Consider the following 18545-nt stretch of genomic DNA (forward strand, 5'->3'; position numbering starts at 1 on the left):
TGGCTAGCGGTCGAGGACCGCGCGGAGGGCCTTCTCCAGGTCGGCGGGGGAACCGGCGCCCTTGCTGCGCCAGGCGATGAAGCGGTCCGGGCGCACCAGGACGGCGCCGTCGGCGGTCACGCCGTACTTGCCGGTCCAGTCGCCGGCGACCTCGCCGCCGAGGCGGTGCGCCCGCAGGCGGATGCCGAGGTCCGCGGCCAGCTGCTCGGCCGCCTCCGCCCAGGCCTCGGACTCGGTCAGCAGCACGAACTCCCGGCCGAACAGGTCGATCGTGGAGATCTCACCGTCCGAAGTGGTCAGTCGGACGTGCGGGGCGCGCGAGCCGGGGCGGCCGGTCGGCGCGGTCGGCTCCTCCAGGAGCTCGCCCTCGTCGTCGGGCTCCGGGACGATCGCGCCGTTGTGCCGGTAGCCGAACAGCAGCATGCCGGGGTCCTCGATCGGCGGGGCGTCATCCGGCTGCTTCAGGTGCGGCATGCTGCGCACGATGGCGTTCATGTACTGGTTCTTCGCGATCAGCTCGCCCACCGGGCGCCGCTCGACGTCGTGGCTGTCCAGCAGTCCTGGCCCGGCCTCGCCCCGGAGCACCGCGGCGAGCTTCCACGCCAGGTAGAAGCCGTCCATCAGCGCGACGTTGCCGCCCATGCCGCCCTGCGGGGGCATGGTGTGCGCGGCGTCGCCGACCAGGTGCACCCGGCCGCTGGAGAACCGGTCCGCGACGTACATGCCCGCCGTCGTGGTGTCGGCGCTGAGGATCTCGACCGCCACGTCCGGGGTGCCGAGGACCAGGCGGATCTGCTCCAGCGCGCGCTCCTCGGGGAAGTCGGCCAGCGTCTCGCGCTCCGGGTCGTAGCCGACCCCGGCCACGAACTGGTCCGGGTGGTCGGTGCTGACCAGGACCCCCATGCCCCCGGAGAGCTGCGGGTTCTGCAGGTTGTAGAGGACCTGGCGGTCGCCCACGACGGGCGTCAGGTCGGCGCGGATCAGCCAGAGGACCGAGTGCCACAGGGCGCCGCGGCCGTGGGTGCCGATCCCCAGCCGCTCGCGGACCGGGCTGCGGTGGCCGTCCGCGCCCACGAGGTAGTCGGCGTGCACCGAGCGGGTCCCGGTGGCGTCGGAGAGCACCGCGCGAACCCCGGACTCGTCCTGCTCGAACGACTCCAGCGCGGTGGAGAAGCGGATCTCGGCCCCCAGCTCGCGGGCGCGCTCGGCGAGCAAGCGCTCGGCGCTGGCCTGGCTGGCGTCCGCCGAGCGGGCGGGCGTCAGGTGGTCGAGCGGGATGAAGGTGTCGTGCAGGATCTCGCGGAACACCGGACCGCTCGCGCTTTCCGCGATGCGCAGGAGGAACCCCTGGTCCCGCGGTGAGGCCTCGACCATCGCCTCGGCCAGGCCCGCGTAGCCCAGCGCTTCCATCGCGTCGTGCTGCTGGCCCCGCGCCTTCGGGTGCGTGGACGTGCTCGGGTGGCGTTCCACCACCAGCGACGGTGTGCCGTGCAGGCCCAGGAAGACGGCGGTCGACAGACCGGCCAGCCCGGCGCCGACGATCAGGACGGGAGTGCGTTCGGACATCTCGGTGACCCCTCTCTCGCGAACGGTGTTCGTTCGACGAACACTGTTCTACAATCGAACGGTGTTCGCGTCAAGTACGGTGTTCGCGACAGCAGCGATCGACGGTGAGGGAGAGCGATGTCGGTGCCCGTCCCGCCCTGGCGGCAGCGTGCGGCGCGCGAGCGGTCGGTGAAGCAGCCGCTGAGCCTGGAGCTGATCGTGCGCACCGCGCTCGACCTGCTCGACACCGAAGGGCTGGACGCGGTCAGCATGCGCAAGGTCGCCCAGCGGCTGGGCACCGGCGCGGCCTCGCTCTACGCCTACGTGCGCAACAAGGACGAGCTGCACGAGCTGATGCTCGACCTGGTGATCGGCGAGATCGCGCTGCCCGAACCCGACCCGGCGAAGTGGCAGGAGCAGCTCAAGGACCTGGTCCGCCAGCAGGTCGCGGTGCTCAGCGCGCACCCCGGCATCGCCCAGGTCGTCATGCGCACCCCGGCGCCGACCGGGCCGAACGCGCTGGACGTCAGCGAGGCGATGATGGCGATCCTGCGCGCGGCCGGGATGCCGGACCGGGTCGTGGCCTTCGCCGTGGACGTCCTCGCCCTCTACGGCACGGCGGTGGCCATGGAGCGCACCGCGGACTTCGGGCTCAGCGACGCCGAGCGCGGCGAGCGGATGATGCAGGTCCAGCAGTACTTCGCCGAGCTCCCGCCGGAGCGCTTCCCGTCGATCACGGGCCTGCTCCCGGCCCTGATGTCCGGCACCGACGACGAGCGCTTCGAATTCGGCCTCGACCTCCTCGTCCGAGGCCTCGCCGCCACCCAGCGGTGACCCCACCCCGGCGCGCCGCGACGTCTGCGGATCGCAGTTTCCATTGAGGTTTTTCCAACCTCGTTCTGAGTGGCGGTGCCGGTGGCGGAACCTCAGCGCCCGCCTGGACTCGGGGTCCCTGACTTGTGTATGCCAAATACACGGCGTCAGGGCCGTTCTCGCCAGGCGAACGCTGAGAACTCGCGGCGGTGCCGGTCGCCCTTCGCAGCTGCGGTCCACGGGCAGGATGAAAAAACCTCATTGAAACTGCGGTTCGCCGTGGGGGGAGTGCGCAGTTTCACCTGAAACTGCGGCCCGGGCGGGCGTGGAGCGTGTCGCACCAGGTGATCGGCGGTGGACGTTCCGCAGTGGACCGTTGCGACCGACGACACGTTGGCGCGCAGGTGCGGCGTGGGCGCGGGGGTCGGCGGTTACTGTTGTCGGTCATGGACGTTCGGGTCGTGGACCACCCCCTGGCGAAGGCAAGGCTGTCCACCATGCGCGACGCGCGCACCAACAGCGCTGCGTTCCGGGCCGCCCTGCAGGAGCTCACGCTGATGCTCATGTACGAGGCCACGCGGGACGCCGAGGTCGCGGTGGAGCCGATCCACACCCCGGTGGCGCGCACCGACGGCTACCGGCTGGCCAACCCGCCGCTGCTGGTCCCGGTGCTGCGGGCCGGGCTGGGCATGGCCGACCAGGCGCACCGGCTGATCCCGGAGGCGCAGATGGGCTTCGTCGGCCTGGCGCGCGACGAGACCACCCTGCAGCCCACGCCGTACCTGGAGTCGCTGCCCGCCGACCTGTCCGGCCGCCCGGTGTTCGTGCTGGACCCGATGCTGGCCACCGGCGGCTCGATGGTCCACACGATCCGGATCCTGACCGAGCGCGGCGCCAGCGACGTCACGGCGATCTGCACCCTGGCGGCCCCGGAGGGCGTGCGGAAGCTGGAGGAGTCCGGTCTCCCGGTGCGCGTGGTGACCGCGAGCGTGGACGAGCGCCTGAACGAGTCGGGCTACATCGTGCCGGGCCTCGGCGACGCGGGCGACCGCGAGTACGGGGCGGTCTGACCCGTCGGCAGTTCCGAGCGGCCCCCGGCTTCCGCGAAGTCGGGGGCCTTTCTGCTGACGGCTGGTCGCAGCAGTCGTTTTCGGCTGAACAGGCGATGGTTGGTCTAGACCTGCTTCGAATATGGTCTATACCACACATGGAGCGATCCCCCCGATGATGCAGGAGTCGCCATGTTCCCTCGAAGACGACGGTTCCCGTTCCGGATCCCGGTGCTGATGGCCTCGGTCCTCGCGCTGGGATTGCCCGCCCTGGCCTCGCCCGCGGGCGCCACCGACACCCCCGCCGAACCCCGACCGCAGGCCGCGGAGGCCCAGCCGCAGGCCGCCGCCCGCAAGGTCGGCTACTTCACCCAGTGGTCGATCTACGGTCGCAACTACTTCGTCAAGAACCTCGACACCTCCGGCGCGGCCGGGCAGCTCACCCACCTCAACTACGCCTTCGGCAACCTGGACGCCTCCGGCAAGTGCTTCCAGGTCAACCAGACCGGTGAGGGCGACGCCTGGGCCGACTACCAGCGCCGGTTCACCGCCGAGCAGACCGTCAGCGGCCAGGCCGACGCCTACGACCAGCCGCTGGCGGGCAACCTCAACCAGCTCAAGCAGCTCAAGGCGAAGTACCCGCACCTGAAGGTCTACATCTCCTTCGGCGGCTGGACCTGGTCGAAGAACTTCCACGCCGCGGCGGCCACCCCCGAATCGCGCGCCGCGCACGTGAAGTCCTGCATCGACATGTGGATCCGCGGCAACATGCCCAAGATCGGCGGTGAGCCGCAGGGCGGCGACGGCGTGGCCGCCGGGATCTTCGACGGCGTCGACCTCGACTGGGAGTGGCCCGCCTCCGAGGGCGGCCCGGGCAACGTGGTCGACCCGGCCGACAAGCAGAACTACACCGCGCTGCTGCAGGAGTGGCGCAACCAGCTCAACGCCGTCGGCCAGGAGACCGGCAAGACCTACGACATCAGCGCCTTCCTGCCCGCCGACCCGAAGAAGATCGAGGCCGGGTACGAGGTCCCGAAGGTCTTCGACCTGCTGACCTTCGGCACCATCCAGGGCTACGACCTGCACGGCGCCTACGACCCGACGACCAACCACCAGTCGGCGATCTTCAGCCCGGACGGCGACCCGTCGCCGGAGAAGTGGAGCATCGACCAGACGATCAACGCCTGGCGCACCGCCGGGGCGCCGAACGACAAGATGGTGCTCGGCGTGCCGTTCTACGGCCGCGGCTGGACGGGCGTGACGAACCAGAACAACGGCCTGTTCCAGAACTCGACCGGTCCCGCTCCGGCCACCTGGGAGGCGGGCATCGAGGACTACAAGGTGCTCAAGTCCAAGGCGGGGCAGTACACCCTGCACCGCGACGAGAAGGCCGGTTTCGCCTGGCTCTTCGACGGGACCACCTTCTGGACCTACGACGACCCGGCCGAGATCACCCGCAAGGTCCAGTACCTCAAGCAGCAGGGACTCGGCGGCGCGATGGTCTGGTCCATGGACGGCGACACCCCGGACGGCGAGCTGATGACCGCCATCCACAACGCCCTCGGCTGATCCCCCCGAGAACGGTCGTGCGCGGCGTGGTGAGACCCGCCAGGTCGGGCACGACGCGCTGACCCCGAAGGCAAACCCCCCGTCGCTTCGGGGTCAGCGCCTCCAACCGGCGATACCGTTCACCAGCGCCCGCTCGTAGCGGGCGCTGGTGGCGCTTCCGGGGAGCATCGACCCGTGCTGCAGCTCCAGCGAGATCAGGCCGTGCACCAGGGCCCAGGCGGCGAAGGTGATCTCGTCCGGGTCGGTGTCGACCAGCACGCCCTGCGCGATGCCCCGCGCGACGGTCTCCTGCAGCGGTCGCAAGCTCCGCAGCGCGGCATCCACGGCCTCGTCGTCCGGGGCGAAGTCGGGCACGGCGCGGCCGAACATGATCGAGTAGAAGTGCGGGTTGGCCAGGGCGCTCTCCCGGTAGGCCAGGCCGAGCGCGCACAGGTCGGCCACCGGGTCGTCGGTGCGGGGCACCTGCTCCATCCGGTCGCCGAACCGCCGGAAGCCCTCCACGTACAGCTCGCGCACCAACCCCGGCTTGCCGCCGAACAGCGAGTACACCGCGGTGGTGGAGGTGCCGACGTCCGCGGCCAGCCGCCGCAGCCCCAGCCCCTCCGGCCCCTGCGCGGAGAGCACCTCACCCGCGCGGTCCAGCAGCCGGGTGCGCAGGGCATCGTCGTGCGCTCGCGGTCTAGCCATTGAGGTTCTTCCATACTCGTCTTGCGCAGCGGTGCCGGTAGCGGAACCTCAGAGCTTCCCTGGACTGCGGGTGCCCAGCCTTATGTATGACCAGTACACGGCGGCTGGGCCGTCCTCGCCAGGAAACCTCTGAGAACCCGCGGCGGTGCCAGCTGCGTAGGTGGGCCCGAAAGCGCCTGGCGGCGCTTGGCGGCAGCTTTCGCGGCCGCAGCGCGTCAGACGTCGCGGTCATGGTTGCCGAGGAGGGCTAGAAGGGTGCATTGACCGAACGTATCTCCTTCAACGAGTGGTATCAGCGCGATACCATCACCTCATGGCCATGACCCTGCGCCTCACCGAAGAAGAGAACCAGCGGCTCGCCGAGCTGGCGGCGGCCGAGGGCCGGTCCAAGCAGGAGGTCGTGCGCAGCGCGCTGGCCGACCGCTGGGCGCGGCAGCAGAAGGAGCAGCAGCTCGACGAGGTGGTGCAGCGGGTGCTGCCCCGCTACCGGGGCTTGCTGGACAAGCTCGGCAGCGCATGATCGACCATTGACGGTGTGATCGTTTACCTCGACACGTCGGACCTGCTCCTGCTCGCCACGGCGGTGACCGACGGCGACCTGATGGTGCGGGACGGCGGTCTGCTCGACGCGGCCGCGTACCGGCCGCACGCCGAGGTGTTCGGCGTTCCCGCTTACGAGACGTTGTGGCTGAAGTCCGCCGCGCTGCTGGACTCGATCGTCCGCACCCGCCCGCTGGCGGAGGGCAACTGGCGGCTGGCGTGGGTGGCCGCGGTGGCGATGTGCGACCTCAACGGGTGGTGGGTGGAGGCCGCCGACGACGCGGCCCTGGAGCTGGTCCGCGAGGTCGGCCGGGACCAGCGGGAGCTCCCCGAGATCGCCGACCACTTGGAGTCCTGGGCGAAGCCGAAGCGGTGACCTCCGGACGCGGCGGTGGCCCGGCCGGTATCTCCGGTCGGGCCACCGCGATCGTTGTACCGGTCTGCGTCGGTCAGTCGGCGGAACCGCCTCGCAGCTTGCGCAGCGCGATCGGTGCGCCCGCCAGGTCCTCCTCGTTGCAGAGCAACTTCAGGTCGTAGTACGGGGCACCTTCGCGGTCGTCGTAGTCCAGGTGGACTGCGATGACGTCGATGGGCTCGCCCAGCCAGTCCTGGGCTTCGCGGAGCCACTTGGCGGAACGCTCCAGAGCAGCCGGTAGGTCGTTGTCGCGGAACTCGACAGGTCGGTAGGGAACGCCCTGAACCTGGTCGTGTGAACCAGCGGGCTGTGGGAGATCCACGGAGACGCCGGAGTCGTCGAGTTCGAGTCGGATCGTTTCCTCACTCACTGTCGCAGCGTAACCCCTCCGGCCCGGCAAATGCTGCTGGAGTCCTGGGTGGATGTGTCCCGGCGTCCCGAATGGGGTGGTTCGAGGGGGACTGGACCGTTACCGAGCGCGAGGGAGGAGGGCGCCCCGAACATCGCACGTTGATGAGGGAAGGCGGGCTTTGCCCAGGGCGCCCCGTGTCGTCAAGGGGCGCGCCCCGACGACACGATCAGGTTACTCCGCCCGATCGGATCAAGATCAACTGGGGTTCTTCTGCTGCCGCGCAACCGAAAACCGCTCGCGCAACGGCGGGGGAAAAGGCCGGAATGCCCGGTCAGCCGTCCATGAGCCCAGCGGCGACGGTCGCGCCCAGCTCCCAGCAGGCCGCGAGGTCGGACTTCTCCGGGGCGCCCAGCACGGTGACCGGCTCGGCGACCTGCTGCCAGGACAGCCCGGTGGTGATCGAGCGGATCGCGCGCTGCGCGCCCTCCACGCCCTCGTTGCCGTGCACGTAGTAGCCGAACGGACGACCCGCGGTCGAGTCCAGGCACGGGTAGTAGATCGTGTCGAAGAAGTGCTTGAGCGCGCCGCTGATGTAGCCGAGGTTCGCCGGGGTGCCCAGCAGGTAGCCGTCCGCCCCGAGGACGTCGCTCGCGGTGGCGCTCAGCGCCGCGCGGCGCACCACCTCGACGCCTTCGATCTCGTCGGTGGTGGCACCCTCGACGACCTTCTCGAACATAGCCTGCATCCCGGGCGACGGGGTGTGGTGGACGATCAAGAGCCTGGCCATTCAGCCTCCTCGCACGAGTTCGGACACGGCCCGCTCCAGCGCGGCGAGGCGGTCCGCGGCGCGCCGCTTCGCCGCGGGCAGCTCGTCGACCTGCTCGACCACCTGCAGATAGCACTTCAGCTTCGGTTCGGTCCCGGACGGCCGGATGACCACCCGCAGCCCGCCCGCGCCGGTGATCACCAGGGCATCGGTCCTCGGCAGCAGGTCCTCGACGTCCACAGGTGTCTCGGCCAGCTCCGCCGGGGGCCGGGCGCGCAGTCGCCGCATGGTGCGCGGAATCTCGGCGAGGTCGGAAACCCGGACCGAGATCTGCCCGGTCTCGTGCAGACCGTGCGCGGTGGACAGCTCGTCGAGCAGTTCCGGGAGGCTGCGCCCCGCCGCCTTCAGCGTGGCGGCCAGATCGCTGGCCAGCACCGCGGTGGAGATGCCGTCCTTGTCGCGCACGAAATCCGGGTCGACGCAGTGGCCGAGCGCTTCCTCGTAGGCGTAGACCAGCCCGGTGCCCGCACCGTCCCCGGCGCGCACCAGCCACTTGAACCCGGTCAGCGTCTCGTCGTAGCGGACGCCGAACTCCGCGGCGATCGAGCGCAGCATGGTCGCGGACACGATCGTGGTGGCCACCAGCGCATCCGCTTTGTCGTCCAAAGTGGACAGGATGTGCCGGGCCAGCAGGACGCCGGTCTCGTCGCCGCGCAGCATCCGCCAGCCGCCGTCCACCGGAACGCCCAGCGCGCACCGGTCGGCGTCCGGGTCCAGCGCCACGGCCAGGTCCGCGCCGACCTCCGCGGCCAGCGCCAGCAGCGCGTCCGTCGTCCCGGGCTCCTCCGGGTTCGGGAACCCGACGGTGGGGAAGTCGGGGTCCGGATCGGCTTGGGAGGCGACCAGGTGCACGTCCTCGAAACCCGCGCGGTGCAACGCTTCCCGGAGCGGCTGCGCGCCGACGCCGTGCAGCGCGGTCGCCGCGATCCGCAACTCGCGGGCGCTGCCGCGCGGCAGCGTCGCGACCCGGGCCAGGTAGTCCTCCAGCGCCGACTCGTGGATCGACCAGTTCTCGGTGCGGGGCACCGAGTTCGCCGCTGGCGTCGCAGCGACCGCGGCCTCGATCTCGCTGTCGGTGGGGTCCACCAGGTGGATGCCGCCGCGCAGGTACAGCTTGTACCCGTTGTCCTGCGGGGGGTTGTGCGAGGCGGTGATCTGGATCCCGGCGACCGCGTCCAGCGCGCGCACCGCGTGCGCGAGCACCGGGGTCGGCAGCGCTTCGGGCAGCACCCGCACGTCGAAACCGGCCGCGGCCAGCACACCGGCGGTGTCGGCGGCGAAGTCGGCCGACCCGTGCCGCGCGTCCCGGCCGACGACCACGACACCACCGCCGTGGCCGTGCGCGGACAGCCACTCCGCGACCCCGGCGGTGGTGCGCACGACCACCGCCCGGTTCATGCCGTTGGCCCCGGCGCGGACCGCGGCGCGCAGGCCCGCGGTGCCGAACCGCGGCATCCCGGACATCCGGTCCGCGAGCTCCGGCGAGTCGGCGTCGACGAGCTGCTGCAGCTCGGCCTGCGCGCGCGGATCGACGTCCTCGGCGATCCACCGCCGAGCCGCCGCCCGCACGTCGGTCCGGGAAGTCTCCACCGTTTCGCTCACGCGGCCTCCGATCCGAACTCGTCCCACTCCGGTCCTCGTGAGCGCGTAACAGCGTTCTAACACCGTTTCGCGCTCACGACCCGGCTCAGCTGGCTTCGACGACCGAGCGGAGGAGCTTGCCCATGCGGCTGGCCGAGGCGCGGCCCGCCTCCAGGACCTCCTCGTGGTTCAGCGGTTCGCCGGTCAGCCCCGCCGCCAGGTTCGTCACCAGCGACAGGCCGAAGACCTCGGCGCCCTCCGCGCGGGCCGCGATCGCCTCCAGCACCGTCGACATGCCGACCAGGTCCACGCCCACGGTGCGCAGCATGCGGATCTCGGCCGGGGTCTCGAAGTGCGGGCCGGGCAGCCCCGCGTAGACGCCTTCCTCCAGCGTCGGGTCGATGCCGCGCGCCAGCTCCCGCAGCCGCGGCGAGTACAGGTCGGTGAGGTCCACGAAGTTCGCGCCCACCAGCGGCGACCGCGCGGTCAGGTTGACGTGGTCGCTGATCAGCACCGGCTGCCCGACCTGCATGCCCTCCCGCAGGCCACCGGCCGCGTTGGTGAGCACCACCGTGCGGCAACCGGCCGCGATCGCGGTGCGCACGCCGTGCGCCACCGGGTCGATGCCCTTGCCCTCGTAGAGGTGGGTGCGGCCGAGCATGACGAGCACCCGCTTGTCGCCCACCGGCACGGACCTGATCTTCCCGCTGTGCCCGACCGCGCCCGGCGCGGCGAAGCCCGGCAGGTCGGCCATGCCGATCTCGGCGGCGGGCGAGCCGATCTCCTCGGCGGCGGGCTGCCAGCCGGAGCCGAGCACGACGACCAGGTCGTGGCGTTCGACGCCGGTGGCCTCGGCGAGCGCAGCGGCAGCAGCGGACGGGTCAGAAGCAGTACTAGAGGTCACGGCCGCGCAGCATAGAGCCTTTCCGGTGGTTGCGTTGCTCGCGCGGTCATTTAGCGGAACCTGAGAGCGTCAGGACGCGCCGGTGTTCAGGGTCGGCGCGATCTCGTCCAGCACCGCCTGGTTGTCGGTGATCTGCCCGACCGGTCCGGTGACCCGCACGATCCACAGGTCGTTGCCCCGGCGGACCACTTCCGCCGCCGTGGCGCGCTGATTCGGGTTGCCGAGCCCGTCGAGCACCGGGCGCACGGTCGTCGTGTAGACCAGCCGCTGCCCGTCGCCGTGATCGGTCACCGTGTCCACCCGGACCTCGCCCTGGTCGCCCGCGAACCGCGGCAGCTCGGCCAGGTAGTCCTCGACGTCGTGGCCGGAGCGGAAGTAGTTGCCGTAGCGCTGCACGGCGATCTCGGTGCGACCGTCCGGGGACACGTGCGAGACCACCAGGCTGTTCGCGATGTCGGTGCGCTCGCTGTGGAACGACCGCCACCCCTCCGCTCTCGGGGTCAGCACGGTGAACTCGCCGCCCGAGGGCGCGGCGGTGTGCTTGGCGTTGTCCTCGGTCTCGACCAGGCCCAGCTGTTCGCCCAGCGGAGTCGGCGTCGTCGAGTTCACCGGTGTCCCGGTGGTGGGCAGCACGGACTTCCCGGCGATCAACCGGGTTGCGGCGAACCCACCGGCCAGCGCGGCGGCGAAGAGCAGGACGGCGGCCACCGCCAGCGCGATCACCGCCCACGGCGAGCGGCGGCGCGGCGGCGGGTCCTTCAGCTCGAACGGCGGCAGCCCGGGATCGGGGGCCAGCTGCTGCGGGGCCGGTGCGCCGAGCGTGGGCTGCTTGGGCTGGGGAGGCGGCGGGGTCGCCGGGACCAGCGTGCGGACCCGCACCGTGGGCGCGTCCGGGTCGAGCAGCATCGCGAACGGCCGCGTCCCCGGCTCCGGCAGCAGGTGCTGCACCCGGCGGCGGACCTCGGTCAGCGGCATCCGCCGCGTCGGGTCCTTGACCATCAGCGCGGTGATGATCTCGCCGATCGGCCCGGGCCGGGTCGCCCGCGGCACCGGCCCGCGCACCACCTCGGTCACGGTGGCCAGCGGGTCGTCGCCGACGTCGTAGGGCGCGCGCCCCTCGGCGGCGGCGAACAGCGTCGCGCCCAGCCCCCACAGGTCGGCCGCCGCCACGACGCCCTCGCCCGCCGCGACCTCGGGCGCGATGAAGGCCGGGGTGCCCAGCAGGATCCCGGTGCTGGTGATGGTGTGCTCGGCGATGTTGCGGGAGATGCCGAAGTCGCTGACCTTGATCCGGCCGTCGTCGCCGATGAGCACGTTGCCCGGCTTGACGTCGCGGTGCACGATGCCCGCCCGGTGCGCCGCCTCCAGCCCGGCCGCGACGCCGTCGGCGATCACCGCGAGCTGCTGGTCGTCGAGCGGGCCGTGCTCGCCGAGGATCGCCGCGAGGCTCTGCGACGGCACGAGCTCCATGACCACGAACGGCTCGCCGTCCTCGCGGGCCACGTCGTAGAGGGTCACCACGTTGGGGTGCGACAGCACCGCGATCGCCCGGGCCTCGCGGAGCGCGCGCTCGCGCAGCTCGGCGGCCTCCTCGTCGGGCATCCCCGGGGGGAGCTTGACCTCCTTGACCGCCACCGGGCGGCGCAGCAGCTCGTCGGTCCCGGCCCACACGGTGCCCATCGCACCGCCGCCGAGCTTGCGGTCCAGGCGGTAGCGGTCGCCGATCAGCCGACCAGCGCCGGCGAGGGTGTCGTTGTCGTTCGCGGGCACGTCCACATTCTCCACAGCGGGCCCGCCGCGCGAGGCCGAACGGGGCCGATCGTTGCGCAGCTGGGACGACGCGCTCGCCCCGGAACGATCAGCGCGGATCGGTCGTATCGGTGTTACAAAACGTGAGTAATCCCACCTGACCAGGCGCCTCGGGGCCGTTGTTGTCGCGGCTAACGTCATTTCGCCGCAACGAAAAAACCGGTCTCGATCCGCTACCGGTGCGCGGAGGCGGATTGGCCCGAATACGCGTGTTTCGGATAAGTTGGGCGCCGATCGGACCTCGCTGACATCGGTGGCCCGAGCCTTCTCAACGCCGATATTCGCAGCGTGGCGCACCAGTGAGCAACATACCCCCGGTCACGGTGCGTCCGCGATGACGGTGGCGAACAATCCCGGTGGTCGGGTGTCGGCGGGTCGAGCTGACCACGACCAATCGGCGTCGAGGAGGTGCCCTTGCTCGCGTTCGTCGTCGTGCACCTGCTGGTGGCCCTGGCACTCCCGTTCCTCGCCCGGCGCAGCACCCGAGCCGCATTCCTGACCGCAGCCGTTCCCCCGGCTGCGGCTCTGCTCTGGGTGCTCGCGCAGGCAGGACCGGTGCTGGCCGGGCGGACGATCAGCGAGACCGTCGAGTGGGCACCGCTGATAGGCCTGCAGTTCGCCTTCCGGCTGGACGCGCTGGCGCTGCTGATGACCATCCTGGTCGCCGGTCTCGGCGCCGTGGTGCTGGTCTACGCCGACTCCTACTTCACCCGCGGCGGCGGGGACGCCCGCCGCTCCGCCCCGCTGCTGCTGGCCTTCGCCGGGGCGATGCTCGGGCTGGTCTTCTCCGACGACCTGATCACCGTCTACGTCTTCTGGGAGCTGACCACCATCTGCTCGTTCCTGCTGGTCGGGCAGGCCGGGCTCAGCCGCGAATCGCGCCGGTCGGCGCTGCAGGCGCTGATGATCACCAGCCTCGGCGGGCTGGTGATGCTGCTCGGCTTCGTGGTGCTGGGCGAGTCCGCGGGCACCTACCGGATCTCCGAGCTGGTCGCGAACCCGCCGGGCGGCACCGCGACGGCGGTCGCCGCGCTGCTGATCCTGGTCGGCGCGTTCACCAAGTCCGCGCAGATCCCGTTCCACAACTGGCTTCCCGCGGCGATGGTCGCGCCGACGCCGATCAGCGCGTACCTGCACGCCGCGTCGATGGTCAAGGCCGGTGTGTTCCTGGTGGCCCGGCTCGCGCCGGTGTTCACCGGGGTGCCGCAGTGGTGGCTGCCCGCGATCGCCTTCGGCCTGGTGACGATGCTGGTCGGCGGTTGGCGCGCGCTGCACGAGTACGACCTGAAGAAGCTGCTGGCCTACGGCACGGTCAGCCAGCTCGGCTTCCTGATGGTGCTGTTCGGCGCGGGCACCCACACCGGGGCGATGGCCGGGGCCGCCATGCTGCTGGCGCACGGCATGTTCAAGGCGACGCTGTTCCTGGTCGTCGGCATCATCGACCACCAGGCGGGCACCCGGGACATCCGCAAGCTGTCCGGGCTGGGCCGCCGGATGCCGGTGCTGGCGGTGATCGCCACCCTCGGCGTGGCCTCGATGGCCGGGCTCCCGCCGATGCTCGGCTTCATCGGCAAGGAAGCCGCCTTCAGCGCCTTCCTCAACGGCGGTCGGCCGGACCTGCTGGTGGACGCGGTGCTGGTGCTCGGCTCGATGCTGACCGTCGCCTACAGCCTGCGGATGCTGTGGGGCGCCTTCGCGGACAAGCCGGAACTGCCGCGGACCAAGGCGAAGACGCCCAGCCCGGAGGCGCTGATCCCGACCGCGCTGCCCGCGCTGGCGGGCATCGCGCTCGGCGTCAGCTACCCGATCGCCGACGAGCTGGCGAGCTCCTACGCCGACGTCTTCACCCCCGTCGCCGAGCCGTACCACCTGGCGCTCTGGCACGGCTTCAACCTGCCGCTGCTGCTGTCCGCGGTCGCCGTCACCGGCGGTGTCGCGCTGCACCTGGGCCGGGTCCAGCTGACCGCGGCGCGCAACCGGCTGCCGCGACCGCTCGACGCGCAGCGCGGCTACGAGCGGATCATGGCGCTGCTGGAGCGGGTTGCGGTCGGCGTCACCGGTCGCTTGCAGGTCGGTTCGCTGCCGACCTACCTGGGCATCATCCTGCTGACGATGCTGGTGATCCCCGGTTCCGCGCTGGTCCTGCGGGCCGGTGTCCCGGAGCAGCTGCGCGCCTACGACAACTTCCTGCAGATCCCGCTGGCCATCGTGGTGATCGTCGCGGCGATCGGGGTGCTGCGCTCGCGGCGCAGGCTCACCGCGGTGCTGCTGGTCGGCGTCGTCGGCTACGGCATCGGCGGTCTGTTCATCGTGGACGGTGGCCCCGACCTGGCGCTGGCCCAGTTCCTGGTGGAGACGCTGACGCTGGTGGCGTTCGTGTTCGTGCTGCGGCGGCTGCCGGTGCGCTTCACCCAGTCCGACACGGCGAAGGCCTGGCAGGCGCCTAAGGCGGTCATCGCCGGTGCCGCCGGGATCTTCATCGCGCTGGCCGCGGTCATCTTCAGCGGGGCGCGGCAGAGCGCGCCGGAGGCCAGCGAGGCGTTCATCGCCAACGCCGAGAAGGGCGCGGGCGCGACCAACGTGGTCAACGCGATCATCGTCGACTTCCGCGCCTTCGACACCGTCGGCGAGATCGCGGTGCTCGCCATCGCCGCCACCGGCGTGGCCAGCCTGATCCTGGCCTCCCGCCACGAGCGGCGGAAACGCAGCACGCGGGTGCCGATACCCGTCAAGACCCCGGCCAAGCAGCAGGAGGAGGTGCGCGAATGACGACCACGCCGATGAAGCGCCCGTCCTGGACGACCTGGGACGCGCCGACCGAACGCTGGTTGCTGTCCGGGTTCTGCCGGGACGGCAGGCAGCGCACCGTGCTGCTGGAGCTGGCCGCCCGCACCATCTTCCCGACCGTCCTGGTGCTGTCGATCTACCTGCTGTTCGCCGGGCACGACCGGGCCGGCGGCGGCTTCAGCGGCGGCCTGGTCGCCGGGCAGGCGTTCGTGCTGCGCTACCTGGCCGGTGGCCGGATGGACGACAGCGCGATCGTCTCGATGCGACCGCCGGTGCTGATCGGGCTCGGCCTGACCATCGCCACCACCTCGGCGTTCCTGCCGCTGCTGTTCGGCGGCCAGCTGCTGGAGACGGCGATCTACAAGTTCACCGTGCCGCTGCTCGGCGAGCTCAAGTTCGTCACCAGCGTGCTGCTGGACAGCGGGGTGTTCCTGCTGATCGTCGGGGTGGTCCTGGACCTGCTGCGCACCCTCGGCTCGGGCATCGAGGCCGACGTCGACGCGGCGGAGCGGGGGCAGCGATGACCATCAACCTGACCATGGCCCTGGTGCTCGCGGTGCTGTACTCGGTGGGCTTCTACCTGCTGATGCAGCGCTCGCTGATGCGCATCCTGCTGGGCATCGTGATCCTCGGGCACGGCTCGAACCTGCTGCTGCAGACCGCGGGCGGCCCGCCCGGCCGCGCGCCGATGCTCACCTCGGCGGCGCCGGAGCAGATGACCGACCCGCTGCCGCAGGCGATGGCGCTCACCGCGATCGTGATCACCTTCGCGCTGACCACGTTCCTGCTGGCGCTGGCCTACCGCTCGTGGACGCTGCTCGGCCACGACGAGGTCCGCGACGACCTGGAGGACCGGCGCATCCAGCGGCTGGAGCGCCGGCTGGCCGAGTCCGAAGAGGACAGCACCGAGGAACTGGCGAAGGAGGCCACCCAGTGACGGTTCTCGTGGCCCTGCCCGTTCTGCTGCCCCTGCTCGCGGCCGGGCTGTCGCTGGCGCTGGGGCGCTTCGCGGACATCCAGCGCGCGCTGGGGCTGCTGGTGCTCGGCGGGATCATCGTCGACGCGGCGGTGCTGCTCTACGTCGCCGACCGCTTCGGACCGGTCGTGCTGCAGATGGGCGCCTGGCCCGCGCCGTTCGGCATCACGCTGGTCGCCGACCGGCTCTCCGCGCTGCTGCTGATGATCTCCTCGGTGGTGACCTTCGCGGTGCTGATCTACTCGATCGGCCAGCGCATCACCGACTACGGCCGGGAGCGCTCCAGCACCACGTTCCACCCGATGTACCTGATGCTGTGCGCGGGCGTCTCGCTGGCCTACCTCACCGGCGACCTGTTCAACCTGTTCGTCGCCTTCGAGATCATGCTCAGCTCGTCGTACGTGCTGATCACCCGGCGCACCACGGCCACCCGGGTGCGCGCGGGCATGACCTACGTGATCGTCAGCCTGGCGTCCTCGCTGCTGTTCATCACGATGATCGCGCTGGTCTACGCCTCCACCGGCACGGTGAACCTGGCCGACCTGGGCGAGAAGGTGCACCAGCTGCCGGAGGGGCTGCAGATCGCGCTGGCGCTGCTGGTGGTGATCGTCTTCGGGGTGAAGGCGGCGATGGTGCCGCTGCACTTCTGGCTGCCGGACAGCTACCCGACCGCGCCCGCGCCGGTCACCGCCGTGTTCGCCGGGCTGCTCACCAAGGTCGGCATCTACGCGCTGATCCGCACCCAGACGCTGGTGTTCAGCCACGCCGAGAGCTGGAACCTGATGCTGGGCATCGCGCTGATCACCATGATCGTCGGCGCGCTCGGCGCGCTGGCCCAGAACGACCTGAACCGGCTGCTGTCCTTCCTGCTGGTCAGCCACATCGGCTACATGCTGTTCGGGCTCGGCGTCTACGACGTGGTCGGCCTGACCGGCGTGATCCTCTACGTGGTGCACCACATCACCGTGCAGGCGGCGCTGTTCCTGGTCAGCGGTCTGATCACGCGGCACACCGGCACCGTGGCGCTGACCCGGATGGGCGGGCTGGCCAAGGCCGCCCCGCTGATCGCGGTGCTGTTCGCGCTGCCCGCGCTGACCCTGGCCGGGGTGCCGCCGTTCTCCGGTTTCGTCGCCAAGCTGGCGCTGCTGCAGGCCGGTGTCGGCGCCGGGACCTGGACGGCCTACGTGGTGACCGGCGGCCTGGTGCTGACCAGCCTGCTCACCCTGTACGCGATGGCGCGGGTGTGGACGCGGGCGTTCTGGGGGCAGGTCAAGGCCCCCGAGCAGGACCCGGATCCGACCGACGAGCTGGTGGTCGGCACCGCCACCTCGAACCGCCCGATGGTGGTGGCCAGCGGGGTGCTGGTGGCCACCAGCGTGGTGATCGCGCTGGTGGCGGGCCCGCTGGCGGAGATCAGCGGGCGGGCCGCGACGGATCTGATGCACGGCGAGACCTACCGGAGCGCGGTGCTGGGAGGTGCCGGATGAGCGAGCGGATCGCCCGCCGCGGCGGGCTGCTGCGGCGGTTGCCGATGGTGGCCTGGCTGACCCTGGTCTGGGTGATGCTGTGGGGCACCTTCGACCTGGGCACGCTGTTCTTCGGCCTGGTGGTGGCGGTGTTCGTGGCGACGCTGTTCCCGAACCCGGCCATCCGCACCAACATCGCGGTGCGCCCGCTGCGGGTGCTGCAGCTGCTCGGGTACCTGGCCTGGGACCTGGTGATCTCCACCGCGCGGGTGTCCTGGCAGGCGGTCACCCAGGGGCCGAAGGCGCCCGCCGGGATCGTGGCGGTGACGCTGCGGACCGACTCCGACCACATCACCGCGATGCTGGCCAACGCGGTGTCGCTGGCCCCGGGCAAGTTCGTGCTGCAGATCGACCGGGTCAACCGGATCTGCTACGTCTACGCGCTCGGGATGCGGGCCGCGGACGCCGGATCGGTGCGGCAGGAGGTGCTCGCGCTGGAGCGCCGGGTGGTGCGCGCGGTCGGCTCGGACGCCGACCTCGCCCTGATCAGCGGAACGGAGGGATGATCGTGGCCTGGGTGTTCCTGGTGACCTTCGGCCTGCTGTGCGTGGCCGGGCTGCTGGTGCTGGTGCGGTTGATCCTCGGCCGCACCACGCTGGACCGGATCGTCGCGGTCGACGTGTTCGTGACCATGATCATCGCCGGGACCTGCGTGAGCATGGGCTGGCTGCAGGACGGTTCGAACATCGCCCTGCTGGCCGCCTTCGCGCTGCTGGCCTTCATCGGGTCGGTCAGCGCTGCCCGGTTGGTCGAGAAGAAGGAGCCGTACCGATGAGCCTGCTGGACGTCTTCTCCGCGGTGTGCCTCATCGGCGGTGCGCTGTCCTGCCTGCTCGGCGCCATCGGGCTGCTGAGCTTCCCGGACGTGCTGGCCCGCCTGCAGGCCGCCACCAAGCCGCAGACCCTGGGGCTGATCCTGATCCTGGTCGGCACCGCGGTGCAGCTGGACTTCGTCTACGCCTCCGGCCTGATCCTGGTGGGGCTGTTCCAGATGCTCACCGCGCCGGTGATGGCGCAGCTGGTGGGCCGGGCGGCGTACCGCGCGGACAGCATCCGCCGGGACACCCTGGTGGTGGACGAGCTCGGCGATCGGATCGAGCGGGAGCGCCAGGTCCGCTGATCCGATCCGGCACATCTCGAACGCGCCTGGTCACACTCCGCGCCGAC

19 protein-coding genes are annotated in these 18545 nt (G+C 71.2%); 12 read left to right on the forward strand and 7 right to left on the reverse strand.

Features of this window, described 5'->3' with window-relative positions:
- Positions 1-3: 3 nt before the first annotated feature.
- The gene (locus tag F1721_RS15385; RefSeq protein ID WP_150067338.1) at positions 4-1566 is read right to left on the reverse strand and encodes an FAD-dependent monooxygenase; all 1563 of its coding nucleotides are present in this window, start codon (positions 1564-1566) and stop codon (positions 4-6) included.
- Positions 1567-1683: 117 nt separating this feature from the next.
- Here F1721_RS15385 and F1721_RS15390 point away from each other — a divergent pair, with 117 nt between their 5' ends.
- From F1721_RS15390 to F1721_RS15400, 3 genes are all read left to right on the forward strand, one after another.
- Positions 1684-2379, forward strand: a complete 696-nt coding sequence (locus tag F1721_RS15390; protein ID WP_150067339.1) for a TetR/AcrR family transcriptional regulator — start codon at positions 1684-1686, stop codon at positions 2377-2379.
- 425 nt (positions 2380-2804) lie between these two features.
- Entirely contained in the window at positions 2805-3428 is a 624-nt protein-coding gene (upp, locus tag F1721_RS15395) for a uracil phosphoribosyltransferase (protein WP_150067340.1), read from the forward strand.
- A gap of 171 nt (positions 3429-3599) precedes the next feature.
- Complete coding sequence (locus F1721_RS15400) at positions 3600-4976, forward strand: glycoside hydrolase family 18 protein (protein WP_246154941.1); 1377 nt, start codon at positions 3600-3602, stop codon at positions 4974-4976.
- 93 nt (positions 4977-5069) lie between these two features.
- On the opposite strand, the gene F1721_RS15405 is transcribed toward F1721_RS15400, so the two are convergent.
- Positions 5070-5663, reverse strand: a complete 594-nt coding sequence (locus F1721_RS15405; RefSeq protein ID WP_150067341.1) for a TetR/AcrR family transcriptional regulator — start codon at positions 5661-5663, stop codon at positions 5070-5072.
- 313 nt (positions 5664-5976) lie between these two features.
- Between F1721_RS15405 and F1721_RS15410 the strand changes: the two genes are divergently transcribed.
- Positions 5977-6183 carry a ribbon-helix-helix protein, CopG family gene (locus tag F1721_RS15410; RefSeq protein WP_150067342.1) on the forward strand — a complete coding sequence of 69 codons (207 nt, stop codon included), beginning with the start codon at positions 5977-5979 and terminating at the stop codon, positions 6181-6183.
- 15 nt (positions 6184-6198) lie between these two features.
- On the forward strand, positions 6199-6579 hold the full coding sequence (locus F1721_RS15415) for a type II toxin-antitoxin system death-on-curing family toxin (RefSeq protein WP_150067343.1): 381 nt from the start codon (positions 6199-6201) through the stop codon (positions 6577-6579).
- Positions 6580-6652: 73 nt separating this feature from the next.
- Here F1721_RS15415 and F1721_RS15420 read toward each other — a convergent pair whose 3' ends face one another.
- From F1721_RS15420 to F1721_RS15440, 5 genes are all read right to left on the reverse strand, one after another.
- Positions 6653-6988, reverse strand: a complete 336-nt coding sequence (locus F1721_RS15420; protein WP_150067344.1) for a hypothetical protein — start codon at positions 6986-6988, stop codon at positions 6653-6655.
- 313 nt (positions 6989-7301) lie between these two features.
- Positions 7302-7757, reverse strand: a complete 456-nt coding sequence (locus F1721_RS15425) for a flavodoxin family protein (RefSeq protein ID WP_150067345.1) — start codon at positions 7755-7757, stop codon at positions 7302-7304.
- On the reverse strand, positions 7758-9386 hold the full coding sequence (locus F1721_RS15430) for a phospho-sugar mutase (RefSeq protein ID WP_150067438.1): 1629 nt from the start codon (positions 9384-9386) through the stop codon (positions 7758-7760). It lies immediately after the preceding gene.
- Between the two features lie 97 nt (positions 9387-9483).
- Positions 9484-10281 carry a purine-nucleoside phosphorylase gene (locus F1721_RS15435; protein ID WP_150067346.1) on the reverse strand — a complete coding sequence of 266 codons (798 nt, stop codon included), beginning with the start codon at positions 10279-10281 and terminating at the stop codon, positions 9484-9486.
- 69 nt (positions 10282-10350) lie between these two features.
- Positions 10351-12051, reverse strand: coding sequence for a serine/threonine-protein kinase (locus F1721_RS15440; RefSeq protein ID WP_246154945.1), 1701 nt, complete (start codon positions 12049-12051; stop codon positions 10351-10353).
- Between the two features lie 453 nt (positions 12052-12504).
- On the opposite strand from F1721_RS15440, the gene mbhE reads away from it, so the two are divergent.
- From mbhE to mnhG, 7 genes are read left to right on the forward strand one after another with little or no spacing between them, the layout of a single operon-like run.
- Positions 12505-14859 carry a hydrogen gas-evolving membrane-bound hydrogenase subunit E gene (mbhE, locus tag F1721_RS15445; protein ID WP_150067347.1) on the forward strand — a complete coding sequence of 785 codons (2355 nt, stop codon included), beginning with the start codon at positions 12505-12507 and terminating at the stop codon, positions 14857-14859.
- Positions 14856-15401 carry an MnhB domain-containing protein gene (locus tag F1721_RS15450; RefSeq protein ID WP_246154948.1) on the forward strand — a complete coding sequence of 182 codons (546 nt, stop codon included), beginning with the start codon at positions 14856-14858 and terminating at the stop codon, positions 15399-15401. Before mbhE ends, F1721_RS15450 begins: the two co-directional genes overlap by 4 nt.
- On the forward strand, positions 15398-15814 hold the full coding sequence (locus F1721_RS15455) for a Na(+)/H(+) antiporter subunit C (RefSeq protein WP_150067348.1): 417 nt from the start codon (positions 15398-15400) through the stop codon (positions 15812-15814). The genes F1721_RS15450 and F1721_RS15455 overlap by 4 nt, the downstream gene beginning before the upstream one ends.
- A complete protein-coding gene (locus F1721_RS15460) occupies positions 15811-17340 on the forward strand; it encodes a Na+/H+ antiporter subunit D (RefSeq protein WP_150067349.1) in 1530 nt (509 codons plus the stop codon). The genes F1721_RS15455 and F1721_RS15460 overlap by 4 nt, the downstream gene beginning before the upstream one ends.
- Positions 17337-17885 (forward strand): Na+/H+ antiporter subunit E, encoded by a 549-nt coding sequence (locus F1721_RS15465; RefSeq protein WP_150067350.1) that lies wholly within the window; start codon positions 17337-17339, stop codon positions 17883-17885. The genes F1721_RS15460 and F1721_RS15465 overlap by 4 nt, the downstream gene beginning before the upstream one ends.
- Positions 17882-18154 (forward strand): MrpF/PhaF family protein, encoded by a 273-nt coding sequence (locus F1721_RS15470; RefSeq protein WP_387512983.1) that lies wholly within the window; start codon positions 17882-17884, stop codon positions 18152-18154. Before F1721_RS15465 ends, F1721_RS15470 begins: the two co-directional genes overlap by 4 nt.
- Entirely contained in the window at positions 18151-18498 is a 348-nt protein-coding gene (gene mnhG / locus F1721_RS15475) for a monovalent cation/H(+) antiporter subunit G (RefSeq protein ID WP_150067351.1), read from the forward strand. Before F1721_RS15470 ends, mnhG begins: the two co-directional genes overlap by 4 nt.
- Positions 18499-18545: the final 47 nt, after the last annotated feature.

It is taken from the genome of Saccharopolyspora hirsuta, assembly GCF_008630535.1.
Lineage (GTDB): Bacteria > Actinomycetota > Actinomycetes > Mycobacteriales > Pseudonocardiaceae > Saccharopolyspora > Saccharopolyspora hirsuta.

What these genes read in the sequence shown, in the direction of transcription:
- F1721_RS15410 (WP_150067342.1), top strand. Translation starts at nt 5,977, where the DNA reads ATGGCCATGACCCTGCGCCTCACCGAAGAAGAGAACCAGCGGCTCGCC.
- F1721_RS15465 (WP_150067350.1), top strand. Translation starts at nt 17,337, where the DNA reads ATGAGCGAGCGGATCGCCCGCCGCGGCGGGCTGCTGCGGCGGTTGCCG.
- F1721_RS15455 (WP_150067348.1), top strand. Translation starts at nt 15,398, where the DNA reads ATGACCATCAACCTGACCATGGCCCTGGTGCTCGCGGTGCTGTACTCG.
- F1721_RS15450 (WP_246154948.1), top strand. Translation starts at nt 14,856, where the DNA reads ATGACGACCACGCCGATGAAGCGCCCGTCCTGGACGACCTGGGACGCG.
- F1721_RS15470 (WP_387512983.1), top strand. Translation starts at nt 17,882, where the DNA reads ATGATCGTGGCCTGGGTGTTCCTGGTGACCTTCGGCCTGCTGTGCGTG.
- mnhG (WP_150067351.1), top strand. Translation starts at nt 18,151, where the DNA reads ATGAGCCTGCTGGACGTCTTCTCCGCGGTGTGCCTCATCGGCGGTGCG.
- F1721_RS15405 (WP_150067341.1), bottom strand. Translation starts at nt 5,663, where the DNA reads ATGGCTAGACCGCGAGCGCACGACGATGCCCTGCGCACCCGGCTGCTG.
- F1721_RS15400 (WP_246154941.1), top strand. Translation starts at nt 3,600, where the DNA reads ATGTTCCCTCGAAGACGACGGTTCCCGTTCCGGATCCCGGTGCTGATG.
- F1721_RS15385 (WP_150067338.1), bottom strand. Translation starts at nt 1,566, where the DNA reads ATGTCCGAACGCACTCCCGTCCTGATCGTCGGCGCCGGGCTGGCCGGT.
- F1721_RS15390 (WP_150067339.1), top strand. Translation starts at nt 1,684, where the DNA reads ATGTCGGTGCCCGTCCCGCCCTGGCGGCAGCGTGCGGCGCGCGAGCGG.
- F1721_RS15425 (WP_150067345.1), bottom strand. Translation starts at nt 7,757, where the DNA reads ATGGCCAGGCTCTTGATCGTCCACCACACCCCGTCGCCCGGGATGCAG.
- upp (WP_150067340.1), top strand. Translation starts at nt 2,805, where the DNA reads ATGGACGTTCGGGTCGTGGACCACCCCCTGGCGAAGGCAAGGCTGTCC.